This is a genomic window from Scytonema millei VB511283 (assembly GCF_000817735.3).
GTDB classification, from domain to species: Bacteria; Cyanobacteriota; Cyanobacteriia; order Cyanobacteriales; family Chroococcidiopsidaceae; genus Chroococcidiopsis; species Chroococcidiopsis millei_B.
In genome coordinates this window covers 407,177-432,272 of the sequence record NZ_JTJC03000017.1, presented here as the reverse complement: position 1 = coordinate 432,272, position 25,096 = coordinate 407,177, and the positions used below count along the sequence as shown (strand labels likewise).

The 25,096-nt window shown below is 44.3% G+C and carries 22 protein-coding genes and 1 pseudogene; 8 read left to right on the top strand and 15 right to left on the bottom strand.

The annotated features are described in order from the left end of the window. Nucleotides 1-2 precede the first annotated feature (2 nt). Nucleotides 3-188 (top strand): hypothetical protein, encoded by a 186-nt coding sequence (locus QH73_RS27530; RefSeq protein WP_132867310.1) that lies wholly within the window; start codon nt 3-5, stop codon nt 186-188. A 72-nt stretch (nt 189-260) separates the two neighbouring features. Then, nucleotides 261-452 carry an NAD(P)H dehydrogenase subunit NdhS gene (locus QH73_RS27525; protein WP_039713589.1) on the top strand — a complete coding sequence of 64 codons (192 nt, stop codon included), beginning with the start codon at nt 261-263 and terminating at the stop codon, nt 450-452. Nucleotides 453-511: 59 nt separating this feature from the next. Here the strand turns inward: QH73_RS27525 and QH73_RS27520 are convergent, their stop codons facing one another. Continuing rightward, nucleotides 512-913 carry a chemotaxis protein CheB gene (locus QH73_RS27520; RefSeq protein WP_236147195.1) on the bottom strand — a complete coding sequence of 134 codons (402 nt, stop codon included), beginning with the start codon at nt 911-913 and terminating at the stop codon, nt 512-514. Between the two features lie 24 nt (nt 914-937). Between QH73_RS27520 and QH73_RS27515 the strand changes: the two genes are divergently transcribed. After that, complete coding sequence (locus QH73_RS27515) at nt 938-1,852, top strand: IS982 family transposase (protein WP_039711688.1); 915 nt, start codon at nt 938-940, stop codon at nt 1,850-1,852. Here QH73_RS27515 and QH73_RS28535 read toward each other — a convergent pair. Then, on the bottom strand, nt 1,823-2,152 hold the full coding sequence (locus QH73_RS28535; protein ID WP_309476543.1) for a chemotaxis protein CheB: 330 nt from the start codon (nt 2,150-2,152) through the stop codon (nt 1,823-1,825). The two genes, QH73_RS27515 and QH73_RS28535, sit on opposite strands and share 30 nt — an antisense overlap. A 240-nt stretch (nt 2,153-2,392) precedes the next feature. Here QH73_RS28535 and QH73_RS27505 point away from each other — a divergent pair, with 240 nt between their 5' ends. The 4 genes and pseudogenes from QH73_RS27505 to QH73_RS27490 all read left to right on the top strand — a co-directional run bounded on the left by QH73_RS27505 (nt 2,393) and on the right by QH73_RS27490 (nt 10,836). Beyond that, entirely contained in the window at nt 2,393-3,112 is a 720-nt protein-coding gene (locus QH73_RS27505) for a Crp/Fnr family transcriptional regulator (protein ID WP_309476544.1), read from the top strand. Nucleotides 3,113-3,274: 162 nt separating this feature from the next. Further along, a complete protein-coding gene (locus tag QH73_RS27500) occupies nt 3,275-3,931 on the top strand; it encodes an HAS-barrel domain-containing protein (protein ID WP_015156841.1) in 657 nt (218 codons plus the stop codon). Between the two features lie 411 nt (nt 3,932-4,342). Then, nucleotides 4,343-8,872, top strand: a pseudogene (locus QH73_RS27495) (response regulator); the annotation flags it as partial. Nucleotides 8,873-9,036: 164 nt separating this feature from the next. Then, nucleotides 9,037-10,836: a response regulator gene (locus QH73_RS27490; protein ID WP_039713591.1), complete on the top strand. Its 1,800-nt coding sequence runs from the start codon at nt 9,037-9,039 to the stop codon at nt 10,834-10,836. 100 nt (nt 10,837-10,936) lie between these two features. Here the strand turns inward: QH73_RS27490 and QH73_RS27485 are convergent, their stop codons facing one another. The 13 genes from QH73_RS27485 to QH73_RS27425 all read right to left on the bottom strand — a co-directional run bounded on the left by QH73_RS27485 (nt 10,937) and on the right by QH73_RS27425 (nt 21,637). Further along, a complete protein-coding gene (locus QH73_RS27485; RefSeq protein ID WP_039713592.1) occupies nt 10,937-11,527 on the bottom strand; it encodes a Crp/Fnr family transcriptional regulator in 591 nt (196 codons plus the stop codon). A gap of 224 nt (nt 11,528-11,751) precedes the next feature. Continuing rightward, complete coding sequence (gene murD / locus QH73_RS27480; protein WP_132867308.1) at nt 11,752-13,191, bottom strand: UDP-N-acetylmuramoyl-L-alanine--D-glutamate ligase; 1,440 nt, start codon at nt 13,189-13,191, stop codon at nt 11,752-11,754. Nucleotides 13,192-13,423: 232 nt separating this feature from the next. Then, the gene (locus QH73_RS27475; RefSeq protein WP_052289767.1) at nt 13,424-13,744 is read right to left on the bottom strand and encodes a CTB family bacteriocin; all 321 of its coding nucleotides are present in this window, start codon (nt 13,742-13,744) and stop codon (nt 13,424-13,426) included. 24 nt (nt 13,745-13,768) lie between these two features. Beyond that, complete coding sequence (locus QH73_RS27470; RefSeq protein ID WP_039713594.1) at nt 13,769-15,931, bottom strand: peptidase domain-containing ABC transporter; 2,163 nt, start codon at nt 15,929-15,931, stop codon at nt 13,769-13,771. A 112-nt stretch (nt 15,932-16,043) separates the two neighbouring features. Beyond that, nucleotides 16,044-17,351, bottom strand: coding sequence for an HlyD family secretion protein (locus tag QH73_RS27465; protein ID WP_039713595.1), 1,308 nt, complete (start codon nt 17,349-17,351; stop codon nt 16,044-16,046). A gap of 112 nt (nt 17,352-17,463) precedes the next feature. After that, a complete protein-coding gene (locus QH73_RS27460; protein WP_039713596.1) occupies nt 17,464-17,685 on the bottom strand; it encodes a hypothetical protein in 222 nt (73 codons plus the stop codon). Nucleotides 17,686-17,893: 208 nt separating this feature from the next. Next, nucleotides 17,894-18,157 carry a CTB family bacteriocin gene (locus QH73_RS27455; RefSeq protein WP_132867306.1) on the bottom strand — a complete coding sequence of 88 codons (264 nt, stop codon included), beginning with the start codon at nt 18,155-18,157 and terminating at the stop codon, nt 17,894-17,896. Between the two features lie 109 nt (nt 18,158-18,266). After that, nucleotides 18,267-18,530, bottom strand: a complete 264-nt coding sequence (locus QH73_RS27450) for a CTB family bacteriocin (RefSeq protein WP_132867304.1) — start codon at nt 18,528-18,530, stop codon at nt 18,267-18,269. A 124-nt stretch (nt 18,531-18,654) separates the two neighbouring features. Further along, complete coding sequence (locus QH73_RS27445; protein WP_132867302.1) at nt 18,655-18,918, bottom strand: CTB family bacteriocin; 264 nt, start codon at nt 18,916-18,918, stop codon at nt 18,655-18,657. A gap of 80 nt (nt 18,919-18,998) precedes the next feature. Beyond that, on the bottom strand, nt 18,999-19,259 hold the full coding sequence (locus QH73_RS27440; protein WP_132867300.1) for a CTB family bacteriocin: 261 nt from the start codon (nt 19,257-19,259) through the stop codon (nt 18,999-19,001). Nucleotides 19,260-19,383: 124 nt separating this feature from the next. After that, nucleotides 19,384-19,650 carry a CTB family bacteriocin gene (locus QH73_RS27435; RefSeq protein WP_132867298.1) on the bottom strand — a complete coding sequence of 89 codons (267 nt, stop codon included), beginning with the start codon at nt 19,648-19,650 and terminating at the stop codon, nt 19,384-19,386. An 80-nt stretch (nt 19,651-19,730) separates the two neighbouring features. Continuing rightward, complete coding sequence (locus QH73_RS27430; protein WP_039713598.1) at nt 19,731-19,991, bottom strand: CTB family bacteriocin; 261 nt, start codon at nt 19,989-19,991, stop codon at nt 19,731-19,733. Between the two features lie 884 nt (nt 19,992-20,875). Beyond that, a complete protein-coding gene (locus QH73_RS27425; protein ID WP_039713599.1) occupies nt 20,876-21,637 on the bottom strand; it encodes a response regulator transcription factor in 762 nt (253 codons plus the stop codon). A gap of 1,256 nt (nt 21,638-22,893) precedes the next feature. On the opposite strand from QH73_RS27425, the gene QH73_RS28530 reads away from it, so the two are divergent. Continuing rightward, nucleotides 22,894-25,044 (top strand): serine/threonine-protein kinase, encoded by a 2,151-nt coding sequence (locus QH73_RS28530; RefSeq protein ID WP_132867296.1) that lies wholly within the window; start codon nt 22,894-22,896, stop codon nt 25,042-25,044. Nucleotides 25,045-25,096 lie beyond the last annotated feature (52 nt).

The following is a 25,096-nucleotide window of genomic DNA, read 5'->3' as shown; positions in this document are numbered from 1 at the left end:
GGGTGAGGGAGAAGAAGAGAGCAGAGGAAGCAGAGGCGCAGAGGAGAATTAATGACTCACGCACCACGACGCGGCTTCAAAGCGGAGGAAACCTCCGCTTCCGCCCGCTTCACCACGCACCACTCACTACACCCCACACCCCACACCCCACACCCCACACCCTTTCTTCATTGATAACTGATAACTGATAACTGATAACTGACATCACTACACTTATAAGCGAAAATTTAAATTATCAGTGTTAGTCAAGAGGAAAAGCTATGATTCTGCCAGGTGTAACTGTGCGCGTTAAGAACCCTAACGATACTTACTACGGTTATCAAGGGCTAGTACAGAGAATTACTGATGGTAAAGTCGCTGTGTTGTTTGAAGGTGGTAACTGGGACAAACTTATTACTTTCAATCAATCAGAATTAGAAGCAGTTGAAGTGACTCGGAAAAAAGGCAAGTAAGTTGTTGGTTGTTAGTTGTTGGTTTCGACTATCGGTCAACAACTACCAACGATCGACCGTTATGCTGCTTTTGGTGTCATTACCAAGTCGTATAGGGTGGAGGCGATCGCGTTTGGGGGAAGCACGAAATCGACTTTCCCAGTATTAATGGCAGCCTTGGGCATATCGAAACACTCGCAAGTCGCTTCATTTTGGGCGATCGCTATGCCACCATGTTTCTTAATTGCTAGCACTCCTAGTAAGCCATCAGTATCTTTACCACTCAAAATTACAGCGATCGCCCGTCTCTGATAACTTGTAGCAACCGATCGAAACAGCACGTTAGCTGAGGGACGAACAAAGTTAACTCTCGCTGCATCCGATAGCGACAACTGACCGCTAGGATTTACGACCAAGTGCTTGTTAGACGTGAGTTCGACGGTGGGAGATGAGCCAAAAAGAAAAAAGAGACCTATGCTCAAAATACACAGCGCTCGGCCTCAGTTATGAATAGCACCATTGTATCTCGCCTAGATGTGACGCAAATTTTTTGTGAGGTAGACGACTTCTATCAAACCTTTGAACGACATTGGCAGCAACAGATGCTATTGACGGCAAGTTGTGGAGAACGCTTGTGTCGCTCTCGTTTAAGTCTGAGTGAGGTGATGACGATAGTAATTGCTTTTCATGGCTCGGGATATCGTACTTTTAAAGAATTCTACACGCTACAAGTCCTACCAGGCTGGCGTCAAGCTTTTCCTCATCTAGTCAGCTATACTCGTTTTGTCGAATTGATGCCTTGGTCGTTGATGCTGTTATGCTGCTTTGTACAGACCCGTAAGGGAGAAGTCACTGGCATTTCATTCATTGATTCAACTCCGATTGAGGTGTGTCATCCAAAACGTTCTAGAAGCCATCGTGTGTTTGAAGGCATGGTGGGTTGGAGCAAAAATTCGGTCGGGTGGCACTATGGGTTTAAGCTGCACCTAATTATCAATGACCGAGGCGAGTTGCTAGCTTTTAAGCTGACCCCTGGCAATGTAGATGACCGCAAGCCTGTGCCGGACTTAACCCAAGACCTAATTGGTAAGCTATTTGGCGATCGTGGTTATATATCTCAGGAATTGTTTGAGCAACTCTATCAGCAAGGCTTGGAGTTAATTACACGGCGTAAGAAGAAGATGAAGCAACAGTTGGTCAAGTTGATCGACAAAATTCTCTTACGTAAGCGAGCCTTAATTGAAACAGTTTATGACCAACTGAAGAACATTTCTCAAATCGAGCATTCCCGACATAGAAGCATCTGGAATTTCCTGGTCAACTTGTTAGCTGGATTAACAGCTTATACTTATTTGCCCCGAAAACCTTCTCTCGATTTAGAACCCAAAGGCTTACCTGCTCTTCCTCCTGCTGTCTTTTAACCCCGTCGAACTCACGTTGTTAGGCACGGCAACATAAACCGTTCCTGGACGCAGCAATTCTCCTGTCTCTGCATTTTTCACCCGCAATCTAGTGCGGTATCTAAGGATCTCAGCCAAGTAGCTGGGGCAGTTGGGAGACGAGTGCTGTACGATCGCAATTGCTGCGGGAAAATCTGACGGTAAGGCGGATAAAATTTGACTAATTGCATTTAATCCACCTTTAGAAGCGGCGATCGCTACAACGTTAAACGCAACATTGGGAAAGTGGGAAAAGATTTTATGTTCGCGCTTGCTATTCACAGTTTTTCTATGATGTTCTTACGATCGCCCTGGCAAGCCAGGGCGATCGCCGCCTACTGCAAACAAGGGATTAAAATGTTTATGTCAGTTAGCTGACATATTTTCTATTCTTTATGTTAGCTAAGCTACATATATTATTTACAATATTTACATTTAAATAAATCTTGGGTGAGAAGTCCTCGATTGATGCTGTCAGTTATCGATGTAGATAAGACTGGCTCAAAGAGGTTTCTGATTTTGGTGTCGAAAAATTCCCATCCAGCTGATGAAAATCAGCTTCTAGCTATCTTGCCTAGAGAAGAATACGAACGCCTAGTGACTAACATGGAATTAGTCCCCCTGACTTTCAAGCAAACTCTCTACGCAGCTAACGAATCTATTGAGTATGTCTACTTCCCTAAGAGTGGCGTAGTCTCTTTGCTGACGCTGATGGAAGACGGTACAGCAGTTGAAGTGGGAACAGTTGGCAATGAGGGAATGGTAGGTCTCCCCGTATTCCTGGGATCTAATAAGATTCCCGGTCTGGCTATGGCACAAATTCCTGGCGAGGCTTGGAGGATGAGAGTAGATGTGTTTAAAAATAAAGTTATCCCAGGCAGCACGCTTCACGATCTGCTGCAACGCTACACGCAAGCGCTGTTTAACCTGATTTCCCAAATAGCTGCCTGCAATCGCATACACTCAGTTGAGGAGCGATTTTGCCGCTGGTTACTCATGACTCAAGACCGAGTGGGTTCAGATGAGTTTCCGCTCACCCAAGAGTTTCTCTCGCAAATGCTGGGCGTGCGCCGCCCTACTGTCAGTTTGTCAGCCAGCGTTCTTCAGAAAGCGGGGCTGATCCGCTACGTGCGGGGTAAAATGACTATTCTCGACCGAGAAGGGCTAGAAGCTTCCTCCTGCGAGTGTTATACAATTGTCAAGCGGGAATTCGAGCGGTTAGTCGGCAGCGATTTTGACTAGCTAACAGTTATCAGTTATCAGTTATCAGTTATCAAGTCGCAAGTCGCAAGTATTTCACGCACCACTCACCACTCACCACTCACCACTCACAAATGACTAATGACCAATGACCAATAACCGCAGGATAAAGTATGAGAGATAAAGTTTAACTTGTCTTGAGATATGCGTCTTCCCCTACCTCAATTTACGACAGGCGATCGCCATCCGAGTTACATAGCCGAAGTGATTGAAACCTCGACAACGGAATTTTTAGCTCAATGCCTGGAACCAGAAGATTTGAGCTTTCCGGTGATGCCACCTTTTGGTAGTTGGGTAAAGTCTGCGGATGATGAATCGGGAAATCAAGTTTATGGGGTAGTTTATTACGCTACCACCATGCCGATCGACTCGATCCATCGGGCAAGGGCTTTAGGGTTATCTCTCATGGAGTTGCGCGAACAGCAGCCGCAAATTTTCGCCATGCTCAAAACTGAATTTCGCGCTGCCATTATCGGCTTTGAGCCAGCTAAAGCCTCAAAACGCGCTCAACGCCAAGTGTATCAATACCTTCCGCCCCGTCCGCCGCAAATTCACCAAGCTGTCTATTGCTGTCAGCCAGAAGATGTGATTTTATTTAGCGATCGCCTGGATTTTTTACGCACTTTGTTGCAAGTTCAAGGTGCGCCTGTAGAAGCTTTAACCGCCGCCGCAATTCGAGAAGTCTATCAATTACGCAAAGCTGATAGACAATGGTTAGTCCAAGCCGGACGCACCCTCAGCACTCTTCTCAAAGACGACTACGATCGCTTGCGCTACATTTTGAGTCAAATACATCCTTAGTCGTTGTGAGTGGCTAGTGACTGGTGGCTAGTGGTTAACTACTTTCTATCTTTAGACGGATCGCGGTTGTATTAGTTTTATCCTTACGATGGAAGACGAAAATCTGTCAACACCCAGTCAATACTTAGGTGTTGCTTGAAGGAAATTTTTTCTCTCACGCTACAACAGATTCCTCACACGTCTCCATTTCAGTATCGAGTCACTATGACGACTGCCACAGCTAATCCCGATAGCGATGCTCTTGACCTCAAGCAACTCCTGCAAACATTACTAGAAGTTAAAAAGGGTAATTTTTCCGTTCGGATCTCTAGCGAACAAACAGGTATTGCTGGCAAGATTGCAGATACCCTCAACGACATTATTGAGACAAACGAGCAGATGACAACCGAGCTAGCGCGAATTAGCACGGTAGTCGGCAAAGAGGGCAAAATTTACGAGCGAGTATCAAATAATGGGGCAAAAGGATCTTGGCAAGCCTGTGTCAATTCAGTCAATACCTTGATTACTGACTTGGTGCAGCCGATGGCAGAGACAACTCGCGTGATTCGGGCAGTAGCTAATGGTGATTTGTCACAAGCGATCGCTACAGATATCGCTGGAAACCCTTTACAGGGCGAGTTTTTGCAAACAGCGCAGATCGTGAATAAGATGGTCGGTCAACTGAATTCGTTTGCCTCAGAAGTGACGCGGGTGGCGCGGGATGTGGGAACCGAAGGAAAATTGGGCGTGCAAGCAGACGTGCGCGGTGTGGCAGGCACTTGGAAAGATTTAACCGATAGCGTTAACTCAATGGCAGGCAACCTGACAGCACAGGTACGCAATATTGCCGAAGTCACTACAGCCGTAGCGAATGGTGACTTATCTAAGAAAATCACGGTAGACGTAAAGGGCGAAATTTTGGAGTTGAAAAACACGATCAATACAATGGTCGATCAGCTCAACTCGTTTGCCTCAGAAGTGACGCGAGTAGCGCGGGAGGTGGGTTCTGAAGGCAAGTTAGGCGTACAGGCAGAGGTGAAAGGCGTAGCGGGAACCTGGAAAGATTTAACCGATAGCGTCAACTTTATGGCAGGTAGCTTGACGGCACAGGTACGAAATATTGCCGAAGTCACTACAGCCGTAGCGAATGGCGACTTATCCAAGAAAATCACGGTAGACGTAAAGGGCGAAATTTTAGAGTTGAAAAACACGATCAATACAATGGTGGATCAGCTCAACTCATTTGCCTCAGAAGTGACGCGGGTGGCGCGGGAAGTCGGTACGGAAGGGAAATTAGGGGTACAAGCATACGTGCGGGGTGTCGGTGGCACTTGGAAAGATCTCACCGATAACGTCAACTTGATGGCAGGCAACCTGACAGCACAGGTACGAAATATTGCCGAAGTTGCCACGGCGATCGCTAATGGTAATTTGTCTAAAAAGATTACCGTAGATGTCAAGGGCGAAATTTTAGATTTGAAAAACACCATTAACACGATGGTGGATCAACTGAGTTCCTTTGCTTCTGAAGTGACGCGGGTAGCGCGGGAAGTCGGCACGGAAGGGAAATTAGGCGGACAGGCACAAGTTACGGGTGTAGCGGGAACCTGGAAAGATTTAACCGACAACGTGAATTCAATGGCAAGCAACCTCACGGCACAGGTACGAGGTATTGCCAGAGTTGTCACGTCGGTAGCAAATGGCGATCTCAAGCGCAAGCTGATGCTAGATGCCAAGGGCGAAATTGAAACGCTTGCCGAGACAATTAACGAAATGATCGATACCCTGGCGACGTTTGCCGCACAGGTGACGACAGTGGCGCGAGAAGTCGGAATCGAAGGAAAACTGGGCGGACAGGCAAAAGTCCCTGGTGCGTCGGGGACTTGGCGCGATTTAACCGACAACGTGAACGAACTAGCAGCAAATTTAACCACGCAGGTAAGAGCGATCGCTGAAGTAGCAACCGCTGTAACCAAAGGCGATTTAACGCGATCGATCTCCGTTGAAGCTTTAGGAGAAGTCGCCGCGCTCAAAGATAATATCAACCAAATGATTGCCAATCTGCGCGAAACAACGCAGAAAAATACCGAACAAGACTGGCTGAAGACCAACCTTGCCAAATTTACGCGGATGTTGCAAGGGCAGCGCGATTTAGAAACCGTGTCCAAGTTGATTTTGTCAGAGTTAGCGCCTCTAGTTTCGGCGCAGCATGGAGTCTTCTACTTAATGGAAAGTGGCGAGAACCACCCGCCTTACTTAAAATTAATTAGCAGTTATGCTTATCGAGAACGCAAACATTTAGCCAACCGTTTCTATTTGGGTGAGGGATTAGTGGGGCAATGTGCGTTGGAAAAAGAACGCATTTTAATTACGGAAGTCCCGTCGAACTATATTAAGATTAGTTCCGGCTTGGGAGAATCAGCCCCAATGAATGCGGTAGTTTTGCCCGTGTTATTTGAAGGGCAAGTTACTGCTGTCCTCGAGTTAGCTTCTTTCAATCGGTTCAATGAAATTCACCTCACATTCTTCGATCAGTTAACTGAAAGCATTGCGATCGTACTCAACACGATCGCTGCCAGTATGCGGACTGAGGAGTTATTGAAACAATCCCAATCTTTAGCAGAAGAATTACAATCTCAACAAAAAGAACTAACGGGTACTAACCAGCGATTAGAACAACAAGCAAAATCGCTGACAGCCTCAGAAGAATTGCTCAAACAGCAACAAGAGCAATTGCAACAAACCAATGGCGAATTACAAGAAAAAGCTGAACTATTGGCATTACAAAATCGCGAAGTCGAACGGAAAAATCAAGAAATCGAACAAGCACGGCGATCGCTAGAAGACAAAGCCGCACAGCTCGCTTTAAGTTCTAAATATAAGTCTGAATTTTTAGCGAATATGTCGCATGAATTACGAACGCCCCTTAACAGTTTGCTGATTTTGGCAAGATTATTAGCTGATAATCAAGACCGAAATCTTACCGATAAACAAGTAGAATACGCTCGAACAATTCACTCGTCTGGCAACGATTTACTGGAATTAATTAATGATATTCTCGACCTTGCCAAAATCGAGTCGGGCAAAATGTCTGTGGATATTGAACCAGTTAGATTTACTCATTTGCGGGAAAGCATAGAGCGGACATTTCGTCAAGTCGCAGGCGATCGCCAACTCAAATTTGAAATTCAGTTTGACGAGCGATTACCCCGTACACTTTATACCGATGCCAAACGCTTGCAGCAAGTCTTAAAAAATTTGCTCTCCAATGCCTTCAAATTCACTGACACTGGCTCCGTACGCTTAAATGTTACCCCAGCACTTGCAGGTTGGAGTGCGGAACAAGAAGTTCTCAACCGTGCTGCTAGAGAAGCACCATCAGGAGAAGCAGGTGTTATTGCTTTCTCAGTCACCGATACAGGCATCGGCATTGCACCTGATAAACAGCAAATTATTTTTGAAGCATTCCAGCAGGCAGATGGCACGACCTCTCGCCGTTATGGTGGGACGGGGTTAGGTTTGTCAATTAGCCGCGAAATCACGCGCTTGTTGGGTGGTGAAATTCAACTGAGGAGCGAACTCGGTCGAGGTAGTACATTCACGCTCTACTTACCGCAAATGGTAAGTCGAACGGTAGAGCAACAAGCAACCCCATCATTAGCGCCAACTAACCCTCTACCTGCACTCCCAACTTCCCCGCCTGAAGTCTTGTCGCTCGTTGAAACTCAAATCTCAAATTTATTAGAGGAAAGAGCGGTTGAGGACGATCGCGATGTGATTCAACCAGGCGATCGCACGCTGCTGATTATTGAAGACGACCTGAAATTCGTGCGCATATTAATAGATGCAGCTCGTCAGCAAGGCTTTAAGGTGCTAGTTGCCACGCGGGGTAATGTCGGTTTAGCACTAGCACAGCAATTTCAACCCACGGCGATTACGCTCGATATTCGCTTGCCAATCGTCGATGGTTGGACGGTACTCGATCGCCTCAAACACAATCCCGATACCCGTCACATTCCCGTACATATCATTTCGGTTGAAGAAACACCGCAACGGGGATTAAAACAAGGTGCGATCGCCTACTTGCAAAAGCCAATTAGCAACACCGCATTATTAGATACGCTGTCTCAGATTCAAGAGTTTGCCAATCGCTCCGTGAAAAACTTGTTAATCGTCGAGCGCGATGAATTGCAGCGTCGTAGTATGCTCGACTTGATTGAGGAAAGCGATATTGCAATTCAAGTAGTAGAAACAGGTGCAGCCGCACTCGAAGCTCTCCAAACTGGTCATTTTGACTGTTTAGTTTTAAATCTAGCCTTGCCGGACACCAACGGATTTGAATTGATCGATCGGCTCAAGCAAGAACCATTATTTAGAAATCTACCCATCATCGTTTATACTCCCAGGCAGCTCACTTCTGAAGAAGAAATCGAACTACAACGCCTGTCAGATAGCTCGATTCTCAAAGAGGCGCGATCGCCAGAACGCTTGCTGGAGGAAACTACGTTATTTTTACATCAAACCCAAGCCGATCTACCTGCACCTAAGCGGTTGATGTTAGAGCAGTTGCAACAAAACGATTCCGTACTGGCAGGCAAGAAAGTCCTGATTGTCGATGATGATATGCGGAATATTTTCGCACTCACCAGCATCCTAGAACGTCAACAGATGCAGGTTTTATACGCAGAAAACGGTCGAGAAGGTATTCTTCAGATTGAAAACAATCCAGACATTGACATTGTATTGATGGATATTATGATGCCAGAAATGGATGGATATGACACGATCCAAGCTATACGGCAGATCGAGCGCTTGGCATCACTACCAATCGTGGCACTGACAGCTAAAGCCATGCAAGGCGATCGCGAAAAGTGCCTTGATGTCGGAGCTTCCGATTACATTTCTAAACCGATCGATACAGAGCAATTATTCTCGCTACTAAGAGTGTGGCTTCAGCGTTAAGCTCGCCGCCTTAAATCTAATCGTCAAGAGATAATTTTTGACCCAAAGATAGATGCGTTCCCAATCGCTTACTATATCGTTAGATAGAGAGGAAGTATGCATTAAACTATACAACTTGAAGCAAAAATAGATTGTTCGCCACTCTCTTAGCTGTCGCTCATGCCATGAAGTCCGAGCCTAAAATTAACGTCTTATTAGTAGACGATTATCCCGAAAATCTTGTAGCGCTGGAGGCAACGCTCAAAAGTTTAGGACAGAATTTAGTAAAAGCTTATTCCGGCAAACAAGCTTTGAAATGTTTGCTAGAGCAAGATTTTGCTGTCATCCTGCTGGACGTGCAAATGCCAGAAATGGATGGATTTGAAACAGCAAGTCTCATTCGACAAAGAGAGCGATCGCGCCATACACCAATTATTTTTCTCACGGCAATTAGCGATAGCGACGATTTGAAGTCAAAAGGATACGCTCTAGGTGCTGTCGATTATTTACTCAAACCTATCGATCCGATTATACTAACATCTAAAGTTGCAGTATTTGTCGAGTTATTTAAAAAGAATTTAGAGGTGCAACGTCAAGCAGCTCAATTAGTTGCCAAGAATTTAGAAATATTTCAAGCTCAAGCCGCTCGGCAGCAAGCAGAAGCAGCTAACTTAATGAAAGATGAATTTTTGGCAGTTGTTTCTCACGAATTGCGATCGCCCTTGAACTCAATTTTGGGTTGGTCGCAGCTCATGCAAATGCGGAAGTTTGATGAAGCTAAATTGTGCCAAGCACTCAAGATCATCGAACGGAATGCTAAATCTCAAGCGCAACTGATCGATGACATTCTGGATATGTCTAGATTGATGCGGGGGAAAGTACAGCTATCCATTCAACCTGTCAATGCGATCGCCACGATTGAATTGCTATTAGAATCAATTCGTCCCCAGCTTGAGGAGAAATCACTACAACTACGCACGCAACTCGATCCGGCAGTACAAACAATCGCCGCCGATCCAACCCGACTGCGACAAATCATTTGGAATTTGCTCTCCAATGCAATCAAATTCACCCCTGAAAAAGGACAGATCGAGATACGACTGACTCAAGAAAGTAAGGAGCAGGGAGCAGGGGAAAGAGAGCTGAGGGAGCTGAGGGAGAGAAGAGAGCTGGGGGAGACTAGGAGCAGAGGAGAAGGGAGACTAGGAGCAGAGGAGCAGAGGACGAATTTAATTCCGAATTCCGAATTCCGAATTCCGAATTCCAATTACGCTCAAATCCAAATTATCGATACAGGAATTGGCATTCGTCCCGAATTTCTGCCGCAAATTTTCGATCGCTTTCGTCAAGCAGACAGTTCTATTACTCGCGCTTTTGGCGGACTGGGGTTAGGACTGGCGATCGTACGACAACTGGTGATTCTACATGGTGGCACTATTGAAGCTCACAGCGAGGGAGAAGGCAAGGGAACAACGTTTACAGTATGGCTACCACTGGCAAATAGTCCTGCTACAGCAACTTCCCCCGCTACAACGACTCCCAATCCGCTCGACGTGACGGAAAATAATGAATTTGACTCTAATTCATTGCTGAATGGTGTAAACGTGCTAGTCGTCGAGGATAACAACGATAGCCGTGACTTGATCCAATTTGCGCTCGAACAAGCAGGTGCAACTGTCACAACAGTTTCTTCAGCCGCAGATGCAATCGCCTATTTAGAACGCGATCGCCCCGATGTTTTAATTAGCGATATTGCCATGCCAGAAACCGACGGCTATCAATTCATTCAGCAGCTCCGAGCCAGCGAGCAACAGGAAGATCGACACATTCCCGCGATCGCTCTGACTGCTCACGCCAAGCCAGAAGACCGTTCGCGATCGCTAGCAGCAGGATTTCAACAGCACATTACTAAGCCTGTAGAATCTACCGCTCTGATTGCAGCTGTTGCGGAGTTAATCAAGCAGTCAGTTATCAGTTATCAGTGAACAGTTATCAGTGAACAGTTATCAGTTGTCAGTGGGTAACAATCAATCGCTTACAACTGACGAATGACAAATGACCGATGACAAATGACCAATGACCATTTCAAATTTCGTAGTGCCAAAATGGTGAGCGATCGCTCGTAACAATAAATTGACGTTCTTGCCGTTGAATCAAGCCTTGTTTTTCTAAATCGCTCAGTATTCGCGTTACCGTGACGCGAGTTAATCCTACTAGTTCGGCAATTTCTTGATGAGTCAAACGCAGATCGATTAATTTACCTTGCGATACGTGTTGACCAAAACGATTGGCTAGCCAAGTAAACAGTTGTAAAACTGCGGCTTCGGCATTGCCACAGTGCAAGATTTCCATCAACTCACCCGATCTCTGAATGTGCGAAATCATCGCCTCGTTGAGTTCGTGCCACCTTGACCTCGAGATCAAAGTCACCTCAACTGGCGTTAAACACTCAATTTGGTAAGTTTGAGTGCTACAAAATACTCTGCCGACTACATCCCCCTCACCCCAAATTCCCAAAGTGCTGTAGTTCCCATCAGCTAAGACTGTCAAGGTGCGAACCATACCAGACTTAATCTGCCACAGAGCATCGTGCCTCAAAGGTAGAAGCGAACGACGCGCAAACCGAGAAGATCTCAGCTCGGTAGACTGATTTGATGTCAGCAAGGAGACGGTCATAGCAGTTTATTCGGGTAGCAACAGGTATCAGAACGATGCTCTTACGCAGTAAAATTACCTTAAACTCGGTCGGAATAGCGTAATTTTTCCTGACTCCAGCAGTATGTCACATCTTTGGTTGAAGCACAAGCATAAAAATACTAAATCTTTATCTACGAACAGTAGTATTGAGACAGAAACGGTATCTGCTGGTATTCAGAGTTGAGTTAGCTCGGTCGATAATTTTATTTCAGCAATTCCAAACACAATTGCCGAAAATCGTCGCCGCGTTGCTCGAAATTTTGGTAGCGATCGAAACTGGCACAGGCAGGAGAAAGCAAGACAACCCGTGCCTGATATTGTGGGGCTAATTCTGCGGCTCTAGCCACGGCACGCGCCATCGTTTCCACAATCTCGTAATTGTTGTAACCCACTTGAGATAAACGTAAGGCAAAAGCTGGCGCAGCATCGCCAATGAGTAAAACGGCGGCGGCTTGGGCTTGAATTGTTTGCAACCATGCCAAGTCGTCACCAATTTTCGCTTCGCCGCCAGCAATCAGAATTGCAGGGCTAGTGACAGAAGACAACCCAACTTGAGCGGCATCGTAGTTAGTTGCCTTGCTATCGTTGATAAAATCAATTCCTTGCCAAGTACAAATGTGTTCTAAGCGGTGGGGAACGCCTGGAAATGTAGCTATTGCAGTGGCGATCGCCTCTTTGTCAATTCCTGCCAGCCGCGCCACCGCTACCGCCATCAGCAAATTTTGTAAGTTGTGCGCGCCTACCATCCTCAACGCCGACACCTGCACGATCTGCTCTTGCCCAGAGATAACCCAACCGTCTTCAATATAAGTACCTAAATCGGGATGGCAGTTGAGGAAAGCTTTACCTTTTACACTCGTCCAGTATGCATCCTGCCAATTATTCAGCTTCTCCTGACTTAAGAAAGCATCATCGCCATTAATCACTTGCAATTGGGATTGATGCACTAGGTGCGCTTTGATGTCGTAATACCGCTCTAAAGTCTTGTGGCGGCTGAGGTGATCGGGTGTAAACGTCGTCCAAACACCAATACGCGGCGCAACTGAGGGAGCAGATTCGATTTGATAGCTGCTGATTTCGGCAATTATCCAATCTAATGAGTGGCTAGTGGCTAGTGGCTGGTGGCTAGAGTTGCTTCCTTTGCCCCTCTGCTCCTCCGCTCCTCTGCTCCCTGCTCCCTGGTTCCTAAATTCCAAGGCTACATCGCAGACGGCATAGCCAATATTGCCACAGGCGGGGGCGTTGAGTCCGGCGGTTTGAAAAATTGCTGCAACTAAAGCTGTCGTTGTGGTTTTGCCGTTAGTACCAGTGATGCCTACCCAGGGAACAGCGTTGAGATAGCGCCAAGCCAGTTCCATTTCACCAATCGTCTCGATCGCTAATTCTCTGGCACGATTTAAGATATCTGCATCCCAAGGTACGCCAGGACTGACAACAATTAACTGGGGTGAATCCGTGCTGTCTAAATTTGGAGTATGACCCAAACAGACTGTAATCCCCTCTGCTGCGAGTTGTTGCTGCTGCTGGCGTAAAGATGCAGAGTCAGAGCGATCGCTCAATATCACTTGCCAACCCTCTCGTTTCAACAGTCGGGCAGCAGCAACACCAGATTTTCCGAGTCCGATTACACAAGCATTGGACATACGCTATTTAGCAAAATCCCTGGACTAAGCACTCTATATAGTAAGGGGCTAGCGGGAAATTTGCCAATGCAAGGTAGGTAAGGGAAGGACAAGGGAGAAGTCGTAAGTCGTAAGTCGTAAGTCAGGAGTCAGGAGTCAGAAGTCAGGAGTCATTAATCGCCGCTCCCTGCTCCCTTTGTTCACTGATAACTAGTCACTGCTCCCTGCTCCCTGCTCCCTGCTCCCTTATTTACTAGCTAAACAGAGACATTAATAAACTAAACATATTCATGCGAGAACGACGCGATCGCCGTCCGCCGCCACCACCACCGAATAGAGATAGTAGAGGCATAATAAACGTAGTTTGAGACATCTTATAACCCGTCCGGCGAGTCGTGGAAGAGCCGTCGTTGAAGTTTGAAGTTGCCTCGGCGGAAGTATCAATATCAGTTTGTTGGAAAAATATAGGACCAAACAGATCTTGTAAACCCGCTCCCCCTGCTACTGTTTCTTGTTCCCGATCGGATAATTCCACAAATAGTGCTGTATCTTTAATTTCTGTCATCTGAGACATAGCGAATTCCTCCCCATTTCCTCATTAAGGTAAGAAAAATTTCAAATGTTCCCCTGGTGCTTGACGCAACTCTGATAGGGGTCCTTGGACGACCAATTTACCTTTACTCATTAACACCACCCACTCTGCGCGATCGACCACGGCAGGACGGTGAGTAATTAAAATTGTGGTTTTGCCTTTACGGGCAGCAAACAGCCGTTCCAAGACTTCAAATTCGCCGATCGGATCGAGTCCAGATGTTGCTTCATCCAAGATCAGCACGGGTGGGTTGTTCACAATAGCGCGGGCGATCGCCAACCTCTGCCGCTGTCCTCCAGACAAGTTCGCCCCAAATTCTCCTAACACTGTCTGGTATTTATTTGGTAGTTGGCTAATAAAGCCATCTGCATCTGCAATTTGACATGCTTTCACAATTTGTTCAAACTCAAGATGAGGATTACCTAAACGGAAATTATCTAAAATTGACCGACTCCAAAAGTGGGGTTCTTGAGGAACTAAAACAACTTGCTGACGCAAGCAGTCAAGCGATAAATCCTGCAAGTTATACAAGCCGATCCGAATATTTCCCGACTGTGGCTCGTACAAACCCGAAATGAGTTTTGATAAAGTACTTTTACCACAACCCGATTGCCCGATCAAGGCAACAATTTTTCCCCCAGGAAGCGTGACTGAAAAATCTTCTAATAAATCTATCCGCCCTGCATGATGAAAACAAATATGCGAACACTCAATATCGGCATCGGGTAAAATTTTGGCAAATGGTTTATAAGTGTCGCCTACAGATTCTGGAGTCGCATCAATCACTTCTAGAAGGCGAGTCACCGCAGTTTGAGTCCGAAAATATTCATCGGTTAGTCCAATTAAAGAACTAATTAAGCCGATGACATTTCCCTGCATACTGTTAAACGCCAGCATTTGACCGATGCTGAGTTCGTTTTTAATTACTAAGACGCTACCATAACCTAATAGAGCAATTCCCCCAATACTACTGATAAGTTGAGTAAAAGTACTATTAAGAATGCCGAGTTTAATCGTACCAAATGTTAAATTCGCCATTCGTCCAAAACGGCTCTGAAATTCATCCCAAAATTGAGGTGCGGCTGTTGTGGTTTTCATCACCATTGCACCTTTAAACGTTTCTACTAATACGCCCTGATTCTCGGCTGATAATATTAAAAGATTGCGTGTTTTTTGTTGTAGTGTTGGTAAAAATGGTACTGTAGAGAAAGCCATTACCATTCCTACTAGTAAGACGGTAAGTGTTAGCTTCCAGCTATAAAATACCATGAATGCGAAAGAAATTATCGCAATAAAAATCTGGCTGGGTAGGTGAGCGACAATTTGCGAAACCAACTGGTTAATTTCACTAATATCTCGCAGACGGCTGGTAATTTCTCCACTACGACGGGATTCAAAATAACTTAAGGGTAAGTGCAAGAGTTTGCGACCAAATTCTAATACCAGTCCTAATTGCAACCGCTGACCGAAATGAGAGATCATTGTCGATTGCAACAGTCCCATCGTGCTGCTAAAAATGCTGGTCACGATCACAGCAGCTACCACCACCGTGAGTAATTGCATATCTCCCCGAACTAGAACATCATCTGTAAGAATTTGAATTAAAATTGGGCTAGCTAAAGAAAGTAAACCTAAAACAATATTGATCCCTAATGCTTCTAGCAACAGCAAGCGATAGGGCCAAATTCTGCGGAAAAAGCGCGTAAAACCACCAGAAGTTTCTTCTTCTCCCATATTATGGAAGCGGTCTGGGTCAGGAACCAGCAACAGCATGATTCCACTCCAGGCTTCCAACAACTCACGCCGAGTCAGGTAACGAATCCCGACTGCGGGATCGGCGACTACAAATTTATTACCCTGCCGTCCAAACAAGACAATCCAGTGGTAGCCTTGCCAGTGAATGATTGCTGGAAGAGGGACTTCATGAATTTTGTCTAAAATCTCATTCGAGGCTTTGACCGATCGCGCGTTTAATCCTAAAGCTTCAGCACCGCGTTTCAACCCTAACATCGTCGTTCCCAATTGTCCGGTTCCGACTGCTTCCCGACTGCGGTTGATGCTCAAAACTTTGCCGTAGTGCTTGCAAATCGTTGCCAAACAAGCCGCGCCGCAATCTTCCTCACTTGCTTGTAAAATCGCTTGATATTTTTTCCTAAACAGACTAACCATGATAGATGCCGACAATCAGTTATCAGTTATCAGTTATCAGTTATCAGTTGTCAGTTATCAGTCAAGTCTGACTTACGACTTACGACTTACGACTTACGACTTACCACTATTTTTAGATACCCGAAAGAATTCTTGCTTTACGTAAAACGAATTGTAATGGTGTCTCTGATTTGGAAATAATGTCTACTGTCCCTTCCATACCAGGTTGCAATCGACACAGGCGATCGCCAGTACCGACAAACCACGTATTCGGCTGAATTGTCACCTCATATGCGCCTGCTGGAGTCGGGGACTCGCTGGCTGCACCGCTAGCAGTAGGTACGACATCGGGAGCCACGGTTTTGACTACACCCTTAAGCGTGCCATAGTCGGGGTAGGGACAGGCGGAAACGCGCATCTGAACTTGCTGTCCTGGCTTGATCTTGCTAATCTCTGCACCTGGGACGTAAGTTTTGATGTCTAAACGCGAGTTGGTGCGGGAAATTTGGGCGATCGCTTGTCCCGTGCTGACTACTTGTCCTGGGTTGCGCAACTCTAGTTTCAACACTGTACCATCGGTGGGCGAGAGAATCATAGTCTTGCTCAGTTCTACCCCCATTTGTTGGACTTCTTTGGTGTCGCGGGCAACTTGATTTTGTAATTCGATTTGGTTGCTAACTAAGTTTTTACGTTCTTTGTGTAGTGCAGCTACAGTTGCCATACCCCTTGCTTCTTCTTGGGCGATACGTTCGTTGGCGATCGAGACTGTGGCGCGACTGGGGTTGAGATTGGCTTTGGCTTGATTGACTTTTGCCTGCGCTGCTTTATAAGCTTGTTCTTTTTCTTTAACTTGTAATATAGGAATTGCGCCTGTATTGGCTAGTTGACGGTAACGTTGCATCTCCTCTCGCGCCAGATCTAATGAGGCTTGAGCGACTTGCACTTCTGCTATTGCTGACTGTTGTTTGGCAAGGTAATCTCTTTGCTGTAGTTGCAATTCTGCCTGAGCGGAGGCAACTGAACGAGTTGATAAATTTGATTCTGCCGCAATTTGACTATCAATGGAACTCAACTGAGATGAAATTTGTCTCAGTTGAGAGCGGCTTTGTTGAATGCTGTCAAGTAATTGGTTTCTTCTAGTTAAAATTTGTGAATTGTCAACGTAAGCGATCGCATCACCTTTTTTTACCAATTGGTTTTCTTTGACGGCAATGTTTCTGACAACGCCATCGGATGCCGATTGGACAATTTGGACTTCGCCACGAATCGATGCAGGTGCTTTAACTGTCACGTTGTAGTTGAGCGTAGCAGCCAAGGATACCGCTGCGCTGAAGGCAACTACCAGAACTCCGCCGCCAATTGTGACTGTAGGACTAATTGAGGGTAGAAACTCTTCGCTTTCAACTATTCGTAGAGATTCTGGATTGACTTCGCTAACCATGACTGTGAACCTTTAAACTACATCATTTGTCTGAGACGTTGAGCGCAAAAGTTAGGTAACTGCGATCGCTACTAAGAAAACTTCTAGTTAACGCTTTTGTTATGAATCTTTTCTAGAAGATATAAAATCTTGACATTGGTTTGAAGAAGAGAGGGTGATGGAATGGGTCTTTTTTGCCATTGTCTGGTTCTGTTTGGCGGCTTGTTTCATGTTCCGTAGATTCATGAGTTTCTTTATTGATTTCGGTATAGTTAGCACCGCCAGCTACAGACTCTTGTTGCTCTGTGGTTAATTCTAAAAACAATTCTGGTAATAGATTTTTCGGAAAAGACATAGTTGATTTTCTCCAATTGTTACAATCTCATTCATTTCGTCATAAGAAAAAAAAACTTCCAGAGACTTCATACCTTGGGGTGTTCTCATTTATGCACTGAGCTAGGCAAACCAAGCGCAATGAAAACGGTAGTGGAAGCTCTGGAGTTGTTTAGTGGATAGTCTGTACTACTGATTTATCTATCCATCACCGTAATCTTTCTCAGCGATTACTTGGCAGTAAAGTACTTGAAGGCATCAGTTTCAAACTTGTGGTTAGCATTCAAGTAGTCTTGCTCAACATAGCTACCGTCGCGAGTCGAGGCAATTCCGACTTTAAGATGTTGCACGGATTTGTTTTCTTTCAAGCTGGTTCCCAAAGCATCATAGATAGAATTGTCACCGTAGCCACCCCAGTAAGAACCACCAGCTACGAGTTGTTGTTGTTCGTCAGATAGTTCGACAAATAATTCGGTGTTCGTTTCGTTAATCATTGTAAGTAATCTCCTGAAGTTGTTTAAATCACTTAATTTAGATTTTGTTGAGAGGTAATTCTCTCGTTGGAGTTGAGAGAATTACACTTGATAATTTCAGTTAGTCTGACTATTTAGCTGTGAAGTACTTGAAAGCGTCAGTTTCAAACTTGTGGTTAGCATTCAAGTAGTCTTGCTCAACGTAGCTACCTTGACGAGTTGAAGCAATTCCGACTTTGAGATGTTGCACTGATTGCGTTTCTTTCAAGCTAGTTCCCAAAGCGTCATAGATGGAATTGTCACCGTAGCCACCCCAGTAAGAACCACCAGCTACGAGTTGTTGTTGTTCGTCAGATAGTTCGACAAATAGTTCGGTATTGGTTTCGTTAATCATTGTGAGTAATCTCCTGAAGTTGTTTGAGTTGAAGTTATTTGGGTGAATTAATTTGAGATTTGCTGGGAGGTAATTCTCTCAGCTCAAATGAGAGAATTACATTGGGTGATTTCAATTAGTCTAATTATTTAGCTGTGAAATACTTGAAAGCGTCAGTTTCAAACTTGTGGTTAGCATTCAAGTAGTCTTGCTCAACATAGCTACCGTTGCGAGTTGAAGCAATTCCGACTTTGAGATGTTGTACTGATTGCGTTTCTTTCAAGCTAGTTCCCAAAGCGTCATAGATGGAATTGTCACCGTAGCCACCCCAGTAAGAACCACCAGCTACGAGTTGTTGTTGTTCGTCAGATAGTTCGACAAATAGTTCGGTATTGGTTTCGTTAATCATTGTGAGTAATCTCCTGAAGTTGTTTGAGTGACTTAATGTGTTGTACGTTTGTGCTGCGAGAATTATGCACTGAAGTTCAATTATTTAGCTGTGAAATACTTGAAAGCATCAGTTTCAAAGCTTTGGTTAGCATTCAAGTAATCTTGCTCAACATAGCTACCGTTGCGAGTTGAAGCAATTCCGACTTTGAGATGTTGTACGGATTTGTTTTCTTTCAAGCTGGTTCCCAAAGCGTCATAAATGGAATTATCACCATAGCCGTCCCAAGAATAACCACCTGCGACTAATTGTTGTTGTTCGTCAGATAGTTCGACAAATAATTCGGTGTTTTCGTTAATCATTGTAAGTAATCTCCTGAAGTTGTTTGAGTTGAAGTTGTAGACGTGAATTAATTTGAGATTTGCTGGGAGGTAATTCTCTCGTTGGAGTTGAGAGAATTACACCTTATGAGTTCAGATAATCTAACTATTTAGCTGTGAAAAACTTGAAAGCGTCGGTTTCAAAGTTTTGGTTAGCATTCAAATAGTCTTGCTCAACATAGCTACCGTCACGAGTCGAGGCAATTCCGACTTTAAGTTGTTGCACGGATTTGTTTTCTTTCAAGCTGGTATTGAGAACGTCATAGATAGACTGACCATCACCACCGCCGGGATAAGAATAACCACCAGCTACGAGTTGTTGTTGTTCGTCAGACAGTTCGACAAATAGTTCGGTATTGGTTTCGTTAATCATTGTGAGTAATCTCCTGAAGTTGTTTGAGTGACTTAATATGTTGTACGTTTGTGATTCGAGAATTATGCACTGAAGTTCAATTATTTAGCTGTGAAATATTTGAAAGCATCAGTTTCAAATTTTTGGTTGGCATTCAAGTAATCTTGCTCAACATAGCTACCGTTGCGAGTTGAAGCAATTCCGACTTTGAGATGCTGTACTGATTGCGTTTCTTTCAAGCTGGTTCCCAAAGCGTCATAAATGGAATTATCACCATAGCCGTTCCAAGAATAACCACCTGCGACTAATTGTTGTTGCTCGTCAGATAGTTCGACAAATAATTCGGTGTTTTCGTTAATCATTGTAAGTAGTCTCCTGAAGTTGTTTGAGTGACTTAATGTGTTGTACGTTTGTGATTCGAGAATTATGCACTTAAAGTTTAGTTCGATTGATTTTCCATCTTTAAAATACCTAGAAGCTTTGTTGTCAAACAAATGATTGAAGCCTGGTATTTCTAATCAATAAAGTAACTTTAAAAAATATTACTATATTGACTTTCAGATTTACCGATCGTTTTTTATACAGATTCGGTTTAGAGAACATCTTTTAGTGCTGAGAGAACGCTGTAAGAGTAACTACCAGCTTTAGTTTTTGTTTCTCGTTATTTAATCCTACAGTTAGTTCAGATTTGATTTCGGAAAACCTGTTTGAAAAACTTTTTTGTTTTTTCTTGTTCAGGCTATTATTCGTCATCTACTAATAATCTATAAAAAGATTCAGATTATTTGTACGGCAAAGTTACCCAAAGCAATGGGTGAGTTCACTAGGTATATACCCGTTTTAAAACAGTAGATGTGCTATCTATTTTAAGAGGTTATGATATTAAAAAAGCCAAGTCAAGTGCTAGGATATAATAGGTTTCTATGGAAACATATTACCCTTAACACTAAACTTGGATGGTAGATAATAAATATTCTATTTTTGTTGTCTTTAGTAGAAGGAAGTTAAATTAAAAAAATTGCTATTGAGCAAGTGAATGGAGGGGGATATAAAGATCTACAATTAAATATTGCTAAGACACCATAGATAGAAAAAGAACATACTGTTTGATGCGATCGCCACCAATTTTAAACTAGTAAAATTTGCTGACGCAATTTTCTGTAATCCAAAATCTAAAATCCAAATTCTAAAATTTTAAGATAATTTGGTACATGCTACCCCGCAATCGCAGTTTTTCCCAGCAACCTTACGAAATTAAATGATTTTCCATTGCAAAGCGCAACAATTCAACCCGATTGCTAGTTCCCGTTTTACCTAACAAATTGCTCACGTATTTCTCTATCGTGCGCGGACTGAGAAATAGATTGGTAGCAATTTGAGAATTAGATAGTCCCTGCGCCAGAAATTTGAGTACAGCCTGTTCTCTGTCTGTGAAATTAATCCGAGATCTGGTAGCTGCAATTGTTGCTTGAATTTGGGAATGCAATTGCTGGCGTAAGGTTTCAGTTGGCGATGAAATTGGTGTTGGAACACTGAGAGGATTGTAGTCGAAAGTATCTGTAGAGACGGGTAGCCTACCTGTATTTTGTGCGCGATCGCGCAGGCGCAATTCCCATTGCATCAGTTGAGATATCAGCTGCGATCGCTCTAAGAGGTTGCGAACGACAGCATGTAATTCATCTAATTCAAACGGTTTAGGTAAGTATGCATCGCCTCCCATTTGATAGCCGCGAATGCGTTCTTCCGTTTCCGTGCGTCCGGTTAAAAATACGACAGGTAATAACCGAAATGCCGGACGCTGACGCACCCATCGAATCAGTTCGTATCCATTCATCTGCGGCATCATAATATCGGTGATAACTAGATGAGGTTGATATTCCTCAATAATTCTCAGCGCTTCTTTTCCATGTTCAGCCGTAACTACTGAGTAACCAATTTGCTCCAATGCATAGCTAGCAGAAACACGAATCGACGGCTCATCATCAACCACGAGAATTAGTAACGACATAGGACGCAAACATTTCCTAACAACTTATGAAGGCTCAATTTGAGCTATATGCGCTGACCTACTAACCAGATGTTATATGTATACGCTGCAATTTTAGATTTGATGCATGGCGATCGCTTGTAGGTTTCCAGCAGAGAAAGCATATCTGGCTCAGTTAAACTTTACAAAAAATAACAATTTCTGTCCGCAGTAAACAAAATTTTTTCTAGGCTGATGCATTGTATGTGTAACTACAAATTCAACTTGAGTGACAAAGATTACGGAAAAAGCACATAATTTCTAAGTAAATTTGTTACCAGCACCCAACGCTAACAGCAAATTGCATAAAGATAGCAAGACTACCCATAGCAAAGATTGCAGAGATGCAAGTAAAAGCTACAGAATGCTCTGCCTTAAGTAGTAAACCTAACTTCCTCAGAGTTTGGTTAAGGTCGGGAACCGTGCTTAATTTTTTTTAATTCATTTTTGTTTTGTTTAAATCGATTTGCAATGTTGCTTACATTGCAAATAGGTTGTAGTTAGCACCCTTTACTGTCCGCCTGCAAGCTAGACAGCATCATAGTTATCTTTTTCGTGTTTTTGTAGAACGAATTTTGCTCCTCGATTATGCCAAGATCGAGAAGCGGAGAAAAAATCTTCTTACACCACTAATTTAAGTATTTTCCCAGTCAAATTGTCAAAACCCGCCGTAGTCTTTATCAAATCTTTACTGAAGCTCAACATAAGCTTAATTCCAGGTTAACCAAAAGTAGCAGTAAAGGTTGTAACAAAATTTCATTAGTTTACAGAGTTCAATCTAGTAAAGTTTTCTAGCAAAACCATTCCTGCCGATCGGTTGCCGACGCTAAGTACAAGACGACTGCAGCAGGGATAACTTGAATTAGTACAGCTAAGATAGCAAAGATAGACCAGATGTTAGCGTGCATGGGGTTTCTCCTACTGCGTAATGCTTGTTATAGGTTACTTAGGTTTCCCTTAGTTAGTTTATGCAGCGATCGATGAGCAGTAGAGACGTTACATGTAACCTCTCTACACTGACAACTGACAACTCAATGCTGTTCGGTTAAGGCAAGATCCCCCCTAACCCCCCTTAAAAAGGGGGGAACAAATGCCCTCTTGTTAAGGGGGTTGGGGGATCTTCCAAGATCTTTGCATCACTAACCGAGATGTATTGACTGACAGCTGACAACTGATAACTGATAACTGACAACCGGACGTGGTATGTTAGAACTAAAACTGAAAATCAGCAACTTCCGATGGCAGCAATCTTGTTAAAAAATCGTTACCGAGTGCTGCAAGAACTAGCAAATGGGAGATTTGGGAAGACTTTTTTAGCAGAAGACACTCAGATGCCTTCTGGTAAGAAATGTATCATTAAGCAGCTCAAACCGAGCGAAAACAGTCCCCAGGTCGATCGAATAATCAGAGAAAAATTTCAGCGTGAAGCCGCAACTTTAGAAACGCTAGGCGATATCAATAGTCAAATCCCTCGTCTGTATGCCTATTTTGTAGAAGCTGGAGAATTTTATTTAGTTCAAGAGTGGATTCAAGGTCAAACTCTGAGCGATCGCGTCCAGCAAGTAGGACTGTTTAGCGAGCGAGAAGTTAAAGAAATACTATTAAATATACTGCCAGTTCTGCAATACATTCACAGTCAAGGTATTATTCACCGCGATCTAAAACCAGACAATATTATTTGGCGATCGCGAGATAGCAAACCCGTCTTGATCGATTTTGGCGCGATTAAGGAAATCATGGGAACGACGGTAACGCCTTCCGGTCGTGCTACAAGTTCGATTGTAGTAGGTACGCCAGGATTTATTCCCAACGAACAAGCAGCGGGAAAACCTTTATTTGCCAGCGATTTGTATGCTTTAGGCTTAACGGCAATTTATTTACTGACAGGTAAGATGCCGCAAGAACTGAAAACTAACCCTTTGACGGGTGAGATCCACTGGCGACAGCAAACATTAAATGTGAGTCCAAAATTTGCGGCAATTTTAGATAAAACAATACAACCATCCGCCCGCGATCGCTACATGAATGCGCCTGCCATGTTAGCAGCTTTGCAGCAGCTCGACACTCATACTGTTCCTTCAAAAGCTAGTGCGTCGCAAACGCCATCGGCTGCACCGCCACCGACTCCAACTCCACCAAGAGTCAGTGCGCCACAAACCCCACCAGCAACTCCACCAAGAGTTAGTACGCCGCAATCCCCACCAGCAACTCCACCAAATCCAACTCCACCAAGGGTTAGTGCGCCGCAATCCCCACCAGCAACTCCACCAAATCCAACTCCACCAAGGGTTAGTGCGCCGCAATCCCCACCAGCAACTCCACCAAATCCAACTCCACCAAGGGTTAGTGCGCCGCAATCCCCACCAGCAACTCCACCAAATCCAACTCCACCAAGAGTTAGTACGCCACAAACCCCACCAGCAACTCCACCAAATCCGACTCCACCAAGAGTTAGTACGCCACAAACCCCACCAGCAACTCCAGTGGCTCCTGCTTCACAGACAATTATTCCAGAATCCTCTCCTCCGCCACCAACAGCAGTCTCTACGCCTCCCAACCAAGTAGAGAGAAAAGAAATTCATACAGGCGTTACTTCAGGTAAAGCTAGTCATGAAAAATTGAAAACCTCTGCTGCCACCAGTAAACTGGTAACTTTGGCAAAAGCTGCTTTAATTCTTTGCGGTAGCTTAGTAGCTTTAGCCGTGCTATTTGTTGCAATTAGCTATGTAACAAGACCAAAAACGAATTCTATCAATAATGACTCTCCTGAGGCGATCGCAGAGCAAAACGGCAAACCGAGTGAATTGAATTCCTCGGCAACAGCTAATAATCAGCCAAATGCTGTTTCTCCGCAGCCAGGATCGACACCATCAAGCTTGAGCGAGCAAGTGAAAATCGGTCGGCTGAAAACTTATACTTACAATACCAATCTGTTTTCAATCGACGTACCGGAAGACTGGCAGCGCCGCGATCGCAGTACGACGGGTGAAGCAATTGTAAGCTGGTACGATCCGAGTAATAATGCAGCTATTGTAGTTGATGTCTTTACCAGAGAAGCATTTCAGCAAAAAGGTCAAATTTCACAAGAAAGATTGAACCGATTTTTAGCCAGAGCAGCCCAACAACAGTATCGTGCGAATCCTGATTTTCAGTTAGCTGCCACTGAACCGGCGAGTGGCGGTTGGCTGCAAGTACATTGGACTTATACAGTGACTAACCTGCAAGGTAAAAAAAGCAAAATGTTGGGCTACGGTTATGTCAAACAAGATGATGACAAAATTTCTTACATTCACTTCATCGTTCCTGAGACGCAGTATCCACAATTGCGATCGCAGCTTGGTAAAGTTACCTCCAGTTATAGAGTCAACTCCACAGCGCCATTACCTTAAGTTCAACCTGGGTGCATTTATAACAATTCTCATTTGAATGAGGTACATGTAT